Annotated in this window: 12 protein-coding genes; 10 read left to right on the top strand and 2 right to left on the bottom strand. The window is 38.0% G+C overall.

What is annotated here, in order from left to right; translation table 11 throughout:
* The first annotated feature begins 21 nt into the window (after positions 1-21).
* From AC1Q59_RS23095 to AC1Q59_RS23060, 8 genes are all read left to right on the top strand, one after another.
* A complete protein-coding gene (locus AC1Q59_RS23095; RefSeq protein WP_492368225.1) occupies positions 22-1,455 on the top strand; it encodes an NAD-dependent succinate-semialdehyde dehydrogenase in 1,434 nt (477 codons plus the stop codon).
* Positions 1,456-1,947: 492 nt separating this feature from the next.
* Positions 1,948-2,991, top strand: a complete 1,044-nt coding sequence (locus AC1Q59_RS23090) for a TRAP transporter substrate-binding protein (RefSeq protein ID WP_492368224.1) — start codon at positions 1,948-1,950, stop codon at positions 2,989-2,991.
* A gap of 241 nt (positions 2,992-3,232) precedes the next feature.
* Entirely contained in the window at positions 3,233-3,721 is a 489-nt protein-coding gene (locus AC1Q59_RS23085) for a TRAP transporter small permease (protein WP_492368223.1), read from the top strand.
* A complete protein-coding gene (locus AC1Q59_RS23080) occupies positions 3,718-4,992 on the top strand; it encodes a TRAP transporter large permease (RefSeq protein ID WP_492368222.1) in 1,275 nt (424 codons plus the stop codon). Before AC1Q59_RS23085 ends, AC1Q59_RS23080 begins: the two co-directional genes overlap by 4 nt.
* Before the next feature lie 49 nt (positions 4,993-5,041).
* On the top strand, positions 5,042-5,995 hold the full coding sequence (locus AC1Q59_RS23075; protein ID WP_492368221.1) for a ketopantoate reductase family protein: 954 nt from the start codon (positions 5,042-5,044) through the stop codon (positions 5,993-5,995).
* 505 nt (positions 5,996-6,500) lie between these two features.
* A complete protein-coding gene (locus AC1Q59_RS23070) occupies positions 6,501-6,971 on the top strand; it encodes a hypothetical protein (protein ID WP_492368220.1) in 471 nt (156 codons plus the stop codon).
* 219 nt (positions 6,972-7,190) lie between these two features.
* A complete protein-coding gene (locus tag AC1Q59_RS23065) occupies positions 7,191-7,637 on the top strand; it encodes an SgcJ/EcaC family oxidoreductase (RefSeq protein WP_492368219.1) in 447 nt (148 codons plus the stop codon).
* Positions 7,638-7,786: 149 nt separating this feature from the next.
* Complete coding sequence (locus AC1Q59_RS23060; protein ID WP_492368218.1) at positions 7,787-8,299, top strand: fructose-bisphosphate aldolase; 513 nt, start codon at positions 7,787-7,789, stop codon at positions 8,297-8,299.
* Positions 8,300-8,368: 69 nt separating this feature from the next.
* On the opposite strand, the gene AC1Q59_RS23055 is transcribed toward AC1Q59_RS23060, so the two are convergent.
* The gene (locus AC1Q59_RS23055) at positions 8,369-8,587 is read right to left on the bottom strand and encodes a hypothetical protein (RefSeq protein ID WP_492368217.1); all 219 of its coding nucleotides are present in this window, start codon (positions 8,585-8,587) and stop codon (positions 8,369-8,371) included.
* A gap of 308 nt (positions 8,588-8,895) precedes the next feature.
* Positions 8,896-10,329: a carbon starvation CstA family protein gene (locus AC1Q59_RS23050; protein WP_492368216.1), complete on the bottom strand. Its 1,434-nt coding sequence runs from the start codon at positions 10,327-10,329 to the stop codon at positions 8,896-8,898.
* 386 nt (positions 10,330-10,715) lie between these two features.
* On the opposite strand from AC1Q59_RS23050, the gene AC1Q59_RS23045 reads away from it, so the two are divergent.
* Together AC1Q59_RS23045 and AC1Q59_RS23040 are read left to right on the top strand one after the other, a co-directional pair.
* Positions 10,716-11,162, top strand: coding sequence for a hypothetical protein (locus tag AC1Q59_RS23045; RefSeq protein WP_492368215.1), 447 nt, complete (start codon positions 10,716-10,718; stop codon positions 11,160-11,162).
* A 321-nt stretch (positions 11,163-11,483) separates the two neighbouring features.
* The gene (locus tag AC1Q59_RS23040) at positions 11,484-12,245 is read left to right on the top strand and encodes a transposase (RefSeq protein WP_492368214.1); all 762 of its coding nucleotides are present in this window, start codon (positions 11,484-11,486) and stop codon (positions 12,243-12,245) included.
* The last annotated feature ends 98 nt before the right edge of the window (positions 12,246-12,343 follow it).

Below are 12,343 nucleotides of genomic sequence, written 5' to 3'. Positions count from 1 at the left end.
ATTAAATCAAGGAGGAAAACAATGTTATATATTAATGGCGAATTCAGAGATGCAATTTCCAAAAAGACATTTGATGTTACTAATCCAGCAACTGGAGAGCTAGTGCAAAAAGTCGCAAAAGGCGGCGCAGACGATACTGAAGAGGCTATCAAAGTGGCAAAGGAAGCGTTCAAATCATGGGCGGCTTTAACAGCAAAAGAACGTTTCATTTATCTTAAGAAAACAGCTGATATCCTTCGTGAACGCACGGAAGAAATTGCTGAGGTTCTTACTCTGGAGATGGGTAAACCAAAAGCTGAATCAATTGGAGAGATCACTTTAGGTATTGACTACCTAGATTGGTATGCTGAAGAAGGTAAGCGTATTTATGGTGATACTATTCCAGCATCAGCACCAAATAAACGTCTTCTTGTGATTCGTCAACCAATAGGTGTGGTAGGAGCCATCACACCTTGGAACTTCCCGTTTGCAATGATCACGAGAAAATTGGCACCGGCTCTTGCTGCCGGATGCACAATCATCGTCAAGGCAGCTTCGGCTACACCATTAACTGCCATTGAGGTTTTCAAGGCATTACATGATGCTGGGGTTCCTGCTGGAGTTGTTAACTTAGTAAATGGCTCTGCATCAGAAGTTGTGGGGGCCATGATGGATAGCCCTGTTGTTCGCAAAATAACATTTACCGGCTCTACCGAAGTTGGCAAGCAATTAGTACGCCAATCAGCTGATACCATGAAAAAGGTATCCATGGAGCTAGGCGGCCACGCACCATTTCTAGTATTTGAAGATGCAGACTTAGAACTAGCTGCCGAAGGAGTAATGGCCAGTAAATTCCGTAACGCGGGCCAAACTTGCGTATGTGTAAATAGAATCTATGTTCAGGAATCAGTCGCTGAAAAATTTGCATCTATTTTGGCAGAAAAAATGAATAGATTAAAAGTTGGTAATGGTCTTGAAGAGGGCGTAACGATTGGACCGCTTATTAATGACGAAGCAACAGAAAAAGCGCAAGAACACATTGATGATGCCGTAGAAAAGGGAGCAAAGATCCTATGCGGCGGCAACAGACTATCAGAAGGCGAGTACGCAAAGGGAAGTTTCTTCGCACCTACTGTTCTTTTAAATGCCAATCATGATATGAAAATTTCTTATGAAGAAACATTTGGACCAGTCGCACCAATCTTCACCTTTAAAACAGAGGAAGAGGCTATTGAACATGCTAATAATACTGTGTACGGCCTTGCTTCCTATATTTTTACTAACGACGGATCTCGCATGTTCAGAGTTCCAGAGAAATTAGAATATGGAATCGTCGGTATTAATGACCCACTCCCAACTGTTGCTCAGGCACCGTTTGGAGGAATTAAGGAATCAGGTGTTGGTCGCGAGGGTGGAAAGTACGGAATTGAAGATTATCTTGAGTATAAGTACTTATCTTTCCAGCTTAAAATTTAATAGTAAATCTTAATAGGGCTATTTATATTGGGGGAACTAGAACATGGCGGTTCCCCTTTCCTGAAAAATGATAAATTAAATAATTTAGGAACAGATTATAGTTTACTGAATACTTAAAGTTTATTCTATTCAAGAGTATTGCATATCATTTTGCAAATATTCATATGGACAGGCCATTTATCTTTTTGTTATTATCAGATTATTATAAATATAAATAATATTTTAATTATTATATAACATAAATAGAGTTTTATTTTTATTTATAGGGTTTGACACTCAAAAACTATATAAAGGAGGTAGAATCCATGCCGTAGGATATTCATCCCCTTGGGCTAAAAAAATACCTTTAAAATTTAGATCCCATCCCTTACATAACACTTCATTCCTCCTAGAAATTCAACCGAAGAAAAAAAGGGATCCTATCAACTAGAAAGATTAAAGGGTTTGGAATCTGTTGGAATAACAAACTTTATCCAATAGGAGGAAAATTAGATGAAAAAAAGACTCACTGTTTTTTTAGTAGCTATTTTATTAATAGTGGCATCAGGTTGCAGCAATAATGAGGCAAGCTCTAATAATACCAACAGCAGCAATACTTCCGAAGAGGGCAAAGAAAACAGCGGTGAAACTATTAAAATTGCTCTTGGAAGCGTTACATCAGAAACCTCACCTTTCCATGTGTTTTTGACTAAATTTAAAGAAGAAGTTGAAAAGAATTCAAATGGACAAATTGAAGTATCCCTTCATCCCAATGGTGAATTAGGCGGAGACCGCGAAATGATCGAAGCTGTTCAAATTGGCAGCTTAGATGGGGTTATTTCGAGCTCGGCTGTTTTAGGTAACTTTACTTCTTTAGTAAATGTTTTAGATTTCCCTTTCTTATTTAGGGATCAAGACCATGCTTATAAGGTGTTAGACGGTGAAATAGGTGATGAAATTGCTGCAGCAATCGAAGGATCTGGATTGAAACTTATCGCTTGGCCTGAAAACGGTTTCAGAAATATCACTAATAGTCAGCGTCCTATCAAAAGCCTAGAAGATATTAAAGATCTTAAGATTAGAACTCAGGAAAACAAGGTTATTGTTGACTCATTTACTGAATACGGTGCAAGTCCAACGCCTATGTCCTTTACAGAGGTATTCTCTGCTTTGCAGCAAGGTGTAGTTGATGGCCAGGAAAACCCATTAAGTATTGTGGTTTCCTCAAAATTATATGAGGTTCAAAAATACCTAACTATTTCAAACCATTTGTATGGTGCAGCACCTTTTACAATGAACAAAGAGTTATTTGATGGTTTATCTCCTGAACTGCAAAAGGTTATCCAAGACGCAGCATACCTAGCTAGAGATCACCAAAGACAATATATTGCAGATATGGATGCAGAGTTCTTGAAGGAGATTGAAGCACAAGGTATGGAAATTGTACAAAGCGAAGATTTCGATCGCAAGGGCTTTGAAGAAGCCTCCGAGGAAATTTATAAAAAATATGAAAAAGAATACGGTGACATTATTCAAAGAATTAAAGATACAGAATAACCCTGTTTGAATGATGGGAGGGCAGTAAGATCTTCTGCCCTCCATAGAAATTATATATTGAATATTTTAAAACTTTTATTCCCCCTTTTATTCTTTGGTAAAAAAGCAGCGCACTTGACCGCTTCTTTTTTCCGCCGATTTGTTATCCGCGAAGTCAATCAAGATGGGAACAAATCAATCTGCCCTTTAAAAATTTCATAAGCATTGTACTTACATAGGTAGCTAGAAAGGAGTGACCCTATTGACAGCTATATTAAGAGTTATAGATTTGGTGAATAAATGGATTAAGACGATACTAGGAGTATTGCTCGCTGTAATGAGTATTACGATAATGGCCCAAGTTTTTTCAAGATTTGTATTAGGATCTTCAATAACGTGGTCCGAAGAATTGGCGAGATTGCTTATGGCTTACATTATTTTTATTGCTGCAGCAGTAGCTCTTCGTTATCAAAAACTTATTGCTGTTGAGATAGTACCCGACAGGCTTAGAGGGCGAAGTAAAACCATATTGACTATTTTTATTCAGCTAATTGGTATTATTTTCTTTTTTATTCTTTTGGTACAAGGTGTTGAAATGGTTCAAAAGGTACATTTGCAGCAATCAGCTGCATTACGGTTACCGATGTCTGTGTTCTATGCTTGTGTCCCAATCGGCGCTTTTTTATTAATTATGAATTCAATTGCTGTTACGATAGAAACTTTTACGAAAAAGGAAGGTGAGAATAAATGATAGCAGTTCTATTTATCTGCTTAATTATCTTCCTTATTCTAGGAGTGCCAGTGGCCCTTTCTTTGGGATTAGCCTCAGCCATTGCCATCTGGTGGGATGGAGGAATTCCTCTTATTACCTTAGTCCAACGGGAATTTTCTTCAATTGATTCCTTTCCATTAATGGCGATTCCATTCTTTATATTGGCAGGAGTATTAATGGAACACGGCGGGATATCAAAACGTTTAATCAATTTTGCTAACGCAATGACTGGCCATATTACTGGTGGAATAGGACTGGTTGTAGTTATATCTTCCATGCTTTTTGCCGCTATTTCTGGTTCAGGAGCAGCAACAGTTGCAGCCCTAGGGAGTATTCTTATTCCAGGCATGATCAATCGTGGTTATCATCGTAACTATGCGGGTGCCGTTCAAGCAGTATCTGGGGAATTAGGGGTTATTATTCCTCCGAGTATTCCAATGATCTTATATGGGATATCGACTGAAACCTCGATTAGTGACATGTTTATTGCCGGAATCATTCCAGGTTTAATGATTTCTCTAACCTTGGCTATTACAGTATATGTCATTGCTAAAAGAAGGGGCTACCCTAGTGAAAAGAGAGCAACCTGGCCCGAAAGATTTAAGGCATTTAAAGAAGCTATTTTAGCCTTATTGATGCCCGTGATTATTTTAGGAGGGATTTATGGAGGGATATTTACGCCTACAGAGGCTGCGGTTGTTGCTGTTGCCTATGCCTTTATTGTCGGTGTATTTGTTTATAAGGAAATTAAAATAAAAGATATCTTAACAATCCTAAGTAACTCTACGATTACGACAACAGTCATCATGTTTATTATTGCGAATGCAGGACTATTTGGCTGGATCCTGAGCCGCGAGGGTGTACCAAAGATGGTGGCTGCGTTCTTTACCGATATTTCCGGGAACGCCATTGTTTTCTTGCTATGTATTAACTTATTGCTCTTAATTGTAGGAATGATTTTTGATGCATCCGCGGCCATAATTATTTTAGCGCCAATTTTGGCTCCTGTTGCAATGGAATTTGGAATAGATCCGGTGCATTTTGGAATCATTATGATTGTGAACTTGGCCATGGGGATGTGTACACCTCCTGTAGGTGTAAACCTATTCATATCCTGTGAGATAGCAAAGATCAAATTGGAAGATATAACAAAGGCAATTTTACCGTTCATTATTGTTTTACTAGTTGATTTAATGATCATTAGTTTTATTCCGCAATTAAGCCTTTGGTTGCCGCAGTTTTTAAAGTAATTTAACAGACTAGGATAATTAAAAGTGAAGGAAGGGGAAATCTTAAAAAATGAAAAAAATTAATAACGTATCTTTAATTGGACTAGGTGCAATTGGTGCTGCTTACGGGACGAAGTTGCACGATCATATACCAGATTCGTTTCAAGTGATTGCAAACTCAGAGCGTATTAAGAGATATCAAGATAACCCATTTCAAATCAATGGAAAGGAGTATCGCTTCAATTACATTACCCCTGAGACAGAAACTGAACCTGCTGATCTTATTATATTAGCTGTAAAAAATGCTGAGCTGCCACAAGCTATAAAAGACATGAGGCACCACGTTGGTCCTGATACGATTATTCTTTCCTTGTTAAATGGCATCTCAAGTGAAGATGAAATATACAGTGCCTATCAAAATGAGCATATTCTTTACAGTATGAGTGTAGGGATTGATGCTGTAAGAGAATCAAATCAGATTACATTTTCTAGTCTAGGAAAGATTTATTACGGAGAAAAAGACCAAACGGTTTCTGAAGACGTCCTTGCTGTAAAGGAGTTATTTGAACGAACAGATATTGATTATGACATTCCGGAAAATATGTGGCGGACATTATGGTGGAAGTTTATGTTCAATGTAGGTGCTAATCAAGTATCGGCCATATTAAGAGCTCCTTATGGGGTTTTCCAAGAGGTTCCTGCGGCCCTTAGATTAGTAGAATCGGCTATGTATGAGGTTGTAGCTATTTCCGAAAAAGTAGGTGTTCATCTAAACGATGATGATGTAAAAAAAGTGGGAGATACGATCCGAACCCTTTCACCAGTTGCAAAAACTTCAATGCTTCAAGACGTTGAAGCAGGAAGAAAAACGGAAGTTGAGTACTTTGGAAAGGTTGTTTGCGAATTAGGACAGAAATATGGTATTCCTACCCCATTGAATGAGCAGCTCTATCAAATGGTTCATGTGATTGAAGAAAAGGCGAAGTTAGAGAAATCTAAGGAAAACATAAATATATTTAGGTAACGAAAAAAGAAGTTGGGACAAAACTAGTCATAAATAGTGAGGAAGGTGAATTGGAGTGTATTCCAATTCACCTTCCTCTATTTTTGTGTGTAAATTCTTTATCAACTTAGTGGTGGTTTTTGTCCCAGCTTCTTTATTCTGACCTTTTATGCTGCTTTTCTTTTTCCTTTTATTAATTTTAACTGGACAGGGGGACAGGCACCGTGTCCTTCCTTAATTTTACAATAAAGAATTCGGATTAGTTTATTGCAGGTAGTAAGGTCAGTGTCGAAAATTTGTTTAGGACGTGGGGATAGTGGTTTGTGCAAATCATTTATATGAAGCATAATCACCTCTGTCGTATAAGATTTATTAATACATTAAATTCATCAATGTTTTTATAGAAGTTGACTTCATTAAAAAGGACAAAGTGCCTGTCCCTTTGTCCATACCTTTGTCCATAATTTATGTTGTTTTCTGTTTAATTGCTAAAAAATTACACATTCTAATCTCTAGAGGTGGTGTAATGAAAAAATCTAATTTATTTTATATAGGTATGCTAATTTTGCCGTGGCTTACAGTTCCGTTTTTGGGCCGAAAGTCGTTTAAAAAGTATCTTCCAGCAGCCATTTTTATAAGTACAGTCACGAAAGCGATCGACTTGTATGGCGAAAAGAAAAAATGGTGGAAATTTTATAAAGGAGTAGCTCCTTTCGAGAGTATGGACTTTTTTAATTTTGGTCCATATTTTGTGACAAGTCTTTGGATCTTAAAATGGACTTACGGTAAATTCCCTTTGTATTTAATCTCTAATATTATCCTCCACGTCTGTTTTATCTTTCTTGGAGGTGTTACATTTGTCGGCCGTTATAAAATATTTACTTTGAATAAATTAAATAAATTCAAGTACTTAGCAGTCGACTTTGTAAGGGCCTTACTGCTTTATGGTTTTCAGTTTATTAATAATAGCAGTCAAAATACAAAAAACAAGAGCTGATAAAAGTAAAGAGCACAATTCTCTGGCAAGAATTGCGCTCTTTATTTTTATGGAATGGTGGACAGAGGGACAGGCACCATGTCCTTCCCTGAGCAATGTTATTGACCCTTTAGCGTCCATTTATCTTTAAAATACAAACCGTGAAATTATGCAATCATTCCCTTTTATAGATACAATTAGTATAGAAAGGATTCTTGCCTAACTAAGGAGGAATAAAGTATGAGTGCTTCTTTACATGATGAAGTGCATAAAATTTATCAAAAACTAATAGATGCTTGGAATAACCGCGATGCCGAAAAAATGGCTGAACAGTTTGCAGAGCAGGGAGTTCAAATTGGATTTGATGGGAGTAAGGTAATTGGGAAAGAAGAGATTTTGTCGCATTTGAAGCCGATTTTTGAAAACCACCCTACGGCTCCTTTTGTAACTAAAGTTAAAGATATCCGACCTTTGGGAACAGATGCCGCCATTTTACATGCTATTGCAGGGATGATTCCACCTGGAAAAACAGATATTGAACCTGCAGTAAATGCCCATCAAACTTTAGTTGCAGTTAAAAAAGACAATGATTGGCAAATTGAACTCTTCCAAAATACCCCAGCTCAATTTCATGGAAGGCCCGAGTTAGTCGAACAAATGACTGAGGAGTTAAGGGAGTTAATTTAGTGGACATGGGGACAGGCACCATGTCCTTCCTTTATTTTACAATAGATGAAGTATGCGGATGGTCTGAAACTAACTAACATTATTCGGAATACCCCAAAAAGCGTATTGGGTTAATATGGTAAAATATATATCGAGAGGGGGAGGAATACTTGAAAAAATTCTGTGTGTTATTTTGTTTTTTTGCCGTCCTTTTAGTTTCGGACGTTGCTTGTAGCGGAAATGCAGAGGAACCAAATATTAATACAGTTGCTGTCATATCAAAATTGAGCGAAGAACAATATGATGATATTGGAACGAATGGTTTGGAAAATCAAACCATAGATGACTTTCGAAAATTGACCTTCAAATTTAAAATGGAACATTCACATGGAAAATCTCCTAAAGTAAACTTCCCCGAAGATACAAGCTGGAAACAAGCCATAAACTCAATAGATGACATAGATAGGTATTGGTTCGGGGAATTCAGTAAACATGCTGGAGATACGAAAAACGCCGCAAGCTATAATGGCCAATTTGTCTTTTACTCAAAAGGATTGAGTGAAGATGAAATGAGAAAAGCATTCGTTTCAACCATCATTAATGTTGCTTGGACCACTGAAGAAGGCAATTCTTATGAAAAAGAATATATTATTAGTGATTTAATAGAATTTGATAATAAATGAGGACATGGGAACACCATGTCCTTTTTTGCTGGGAATAACGCTGGGGGCTGTATCGAGAAAGTTTCTTGCTTACCTTTTTTTCTTTTTTGAAGGATCTGCAAGCTGTTTCTTTTTATTAATATTTTCTACGGTCAATTGAACATGAATAATCTTTTCGTCAATGCTGTTAACACTTGAAACCTTCCCTTTGCGGCCTTTGATTGTTAAAGAATCACCTTCAGATGGTATACGTTTAAGCAGCTGAGTTAATAAAAGGTTTTTGTTTTCGAAAAAGCGAACAACAAACATCTGTCCCCACCCATTTCATATGGAATGTGTTTTTAGAAAAGCTTCTACCTATAAAATATTTGATGATCTATGGGTTTAGACCAAAATCTTAAAGGGGAGAAGGGCCGGACAAGGGGACAGGCACTCTGTCCGGTACAAGATAAAAAAAGAAGTAATCACCCACCGCCTGGGAGATTACTTCTTTATCAGATATTTATATTCTTTCTGTCATCTGCGTTTTCACGTGGCTTGTGGTTGCTAGTCTTATCTAAAAGGCGATTGCGTTGCCCAGTTCGCGGACACGGTGCCTGTCTGTCCCACTGTCCGAGTTAGGCTGCTTTTTTGATTTCGATGCCTTCTGATTTGTTGTTGTTCTTGACTTGAAGCACAAACCAGACCGTTACGGCCGTTGTTATGATGGCTCCCAATGTAAGTGAAATATTGTATGACAACTGGAAGCCTTCTGGTGCATAGAAAATATAGGTTCCGCATACTGCTGTCATAAATAAGGCTGGGATGGAACAAATCCAATGAAATTTATTTGATTTTAATAAATAGATGGCTGCGGTCCATAACATCACGGTTGCGACTACTTGATTGGTCCAGCCGACATAGCGCCATAAGAAGGAATAATCCATCTGTGTTAGAGCGAAAGTTGGAATGACAATTGGAAGCGCAAGAAGTGATTGTTTCCATTTTGAGTCAAGGTTCATGAATCCGCTAAGTAAATCAACAAGCATCATGCGGGAAGAACGAAGGGCTGTATCTCCTGTTGTTATTGGTAAAATAATTACCCCTAGGATAGCTAAAATCCCGCCTAGTGTCCCAAGCAGCGACTTTGAAATTTCATCAACCACTCCAGCAGGCCCGCCATCTGCCAATGCAGCTTGTAAACCCTCGGTTCCACCAAAGAACGTCATGCCTGCGGCTGCCCAAATCATGGCAATAACACCTTCCGCAATCATGGCACCGTAGAAAATCTTTCGGCCATCGCTTTCTTTTTTCATTGTTCTAGCAATGATTGGACTTTGCGTACAATGGAAACCTGAAATCGCCCCGCAAGAAATGGTAACCATTAGCAACGGCCAAATCGGTAAGTCTCCTGGATGTAGATTTTTAAAAGTTAGGTTTGGAATTGTTTGGTCTTGAAATAGCATACCAATTCCAATTGAAACCGCCATAAACACGAGAATAACGCCAAAGATCGGATAAATTTTTCCGATAATCTGATTGATAGGTAAAATAGATGCTAAAAGAAAGTATACAAATATAATAATAATTGCTGACATAAGACTTAATGGTGTTATACTGGCAATCAGCTGAGCAGGGCCTGCTGTAAATGCGGCTGCAACAAGAATCATTAACACAATGGAAATAATATTGATAATATTTTTACTTGCTTTTCCTAAGTAACGTCCTACGAGTGTTGGATACTGCTCCCCGCCATGCCGTAAAGAGAGCATTCCTGAAAAATAGTCGTGAACTGCTCCCGCAAAAATCGATCCAATCACGATCCAAATAAAGGCAACAGGTCCGTAAAGTGCTCCCATAATGGCTCCGAAAATCGGCCCAAGTCCTGCGATATTAAGAAGCTGAATCAAGCTCCCCTTTAACCAGCCCATCGGCATAAAATCTAATCCATCATTTTTTGTGTAGGAAGGCGTTTTGCGACCGTCATCAATACCAAAAATTCGCTCGACCACCTTTGAATAGACTGCATATCCGACAATAAGTAACACAATTGATGCTAAAAATGTGATCACATTTCACGCCTCCTTTTTTTGTTATATTTGTAAAATTAAAATTATTCTACAATAGATTTAGGAGTCTGTAAACAATTTTTCTGAAAAAACTTTCAAAACAGGGAATTTTGAAAACGGAGGGACAGGCACCTAGTCCATCCATTATCTTACAAGTGGAATAGAGGAAGGGTAACAGGCTGTGGTTTTCGATTATTTTACAAAGGGAACAAGGAAAAACAAAGAATTTAACAGAGATGACAGATACGAAGAAAAATAATAACAGCCAAATTTAAGAAGGGGGCTAATATTACTGGAGAATTCACTCATCCCAAAAAAATGGAGTTGTCCAATCACGACACGTGATCTTGAATACAATACAGCATCTTGTAAGGAAAAGAGGTGAATGTATGGGAATTCGTCGGTGCGATTGTGATGGGGTAGCTACAACGTTGAATACTCCTATCAACGTTAGGATTAACGGAGAAGAACGAACAGGAACAATCACCGTAAGCGCAAGCATTTGTCGAGACTGTGAGTTGCCTGGAAGCTTTATTAATTTCACTTACCGGGATGATTTAGTGACTGAAAATAACTTTACCTTTACGTCAAAATTTGTGGATGAACCAATGTGCAGATTTGGTGAGGAATCCGAGTTTTTACAAACCTCTGCTACAGGTACTGCTGAAGGAGAAAGATTTAATGGCGATGCCACACTAAGCAACTTTGGATTAGGTGTAGACGGTACTCCACTCGTTTTTATTAGGGGTATCAACCTAGTTGATGAAGATGGAGACACGTTCCTTCAAACAAACGATACAATAATCGACGATGGCAGAGTCCTTTCCTGTGATTAATGGGGGGAGGAAGGACAGGGGGACAGGCACCGTGTCCTTCCTTTTTCTTACAAGTATTGATTTTTCATGCTTGGAACATTCCCCATTTTAATTGATTCTTGCAGGAATTTGGAGGCTGTTGTCGAAGATTAGTTAAAGAAAGAAATCCCTCTTTTTTATCTCTTTACAAATCCGCTACCACACTTCGATGTTTATTTACCCAAACTAATGTTGTTCACGAGTTTTGTACGTGAAAGACTTTCTTTCCCTATTCAATCTAACTAAACGCTGTTTTTCACCCAATTTTTTAAGAAAGTAAAATACACGGGAGGTGACCCATACATGCCAAGGGCTGCAAGGAAAAAGAGCAGAAGCGGCATCTATCACGTAATCATGAGAGGTATAAATAAGCAAACAATTTTTGAGGAGGATGATGACAAGATAAAGTTTTTAGAAACATTAAAAAAATATAAACCTATCTGTAATTTTCAGATCTATAGCTATTGTTTGATGGATAACCATATCCATTTATTGTTGAAGGAGTCAGAAGAACCGATTTCAGAAGCGATAAAGAGGATTAGTTCAAGCTATGTGTTTTGGTATAACATGAAGTATGAACGATGCGGACATTTATTCCAAGATCGATATAAAAGTGAAAATGTAGAAAGCAGGGCGTCCTTTTTTACAGTCCTCCGTTATATACACCAAAACCCATTAAAGGCAGGGCTGGTCAAAAACGTGTTTGATAGTAAGTGGACAAGCATTAATGAGTATGTGCGAAAAGCGAATATGGTGGATATCGACTTTGGGTTGAATTTAATTTCCATTGACAGAAAAGAAGCAGTAAATCAGTTTGTTACATATATGCAAGAAGTTAATAATGATCAATGTCTCGAGTATAAAGAAAAAGTGAGAATGGCTGATAGCGAAGTATTGGAGCATCTAAGCAGGTTAGGGATCACAAACATTAGATCGTTGCAGAAAATGGAGAGAGCAAAAAGGAACGAAATACTAGTCATGATCAAAGAACTTAACGGGGTGACCTTACGGCAGCTATCAAGAATAACCGGTATATCAAAAAGTGTGATCCATAAAGCTCGTTAGCGGTTCGTGGACAGGGGGACAGTGAACTATACCCCATAAAATGGACAGTTAAATAAAGGGACTTATGATGCCAACAGATGACTTCGGTATTGGACTGG

The organism is Cytobacillus sp. MT66 (assembly GCF_058792595.1).
Note: the sequence above shows the minus strand (reverse complement) of the source record. Positions and strands in the feature narration are given on the sequence as shown.

Bases quoted from the DNA above. Each gene is read 5' to 3' on its own strand.
- AC1Q59_RS23075 (WP_492368221.1), top strand. From the start codon at position 5,042: ATGAAAAAAATTAATAACGTATCTTTAATTGGACTAGGTGCAATTGGT.
- AC1Q59_RS23065 (WP_492368219.1), top strand. From the start codon at position 7,191: ATGAGTGCTTCTTTACATGATGAAGTGCATAAAATTTATCAAAAACTA.
- AC1Q59_RS23045 (WP_492368215.1), top strand. From the start codon at position 10,716: ATGGGAATTCGTCGGTGCGATTGTGATGGGGTAGCTACAACGTTGAAT.
- AC1Q59_RS23090 (WP_492368224.1), top strand. From the start codon at position 1,948: ATGAAAAAAAGACTCACTGTTTTTTTAGTAGCTATTTTATTAATAGTG.
- AC1Q59_RS23095 (WP_492368225.1), top strand. From the start codon at position 22: ATGTTATATATTAATGGCGAATTCAGAGATGCAATTTCCAAAAAGACA.
- AC1Q59_RS23070 (WP_492368220.1), top strand. From the start codon at position 6,501: ATGAAAAAATCTAATTTATTTTATATAGGTATGCTAATTTTGCCGTGG.
- AC1Q59_RS23080 (WP_492368222.1), top strand. From the start codon at position 3,718: ATGATAGCAGTTCTATTTATCTGCTTAATTATCTTCCTTATTCTAGGA.
- AC1Q59_RS23040 (WP_492368214.1), top strand. From the start codon at position 11,484: ATGCCAAGGGCTGCAAGGAAAAAGAGCAGAAGCGGCATCTATCACGTA.
- AC1Q59_RS23055 (WP_492368217.1), bottom strand. From the start codon at position 8,587: ATGTTTGTTGTTCGCTTTTTCGAAAACAAAAACCTTTTATTAACTCAG.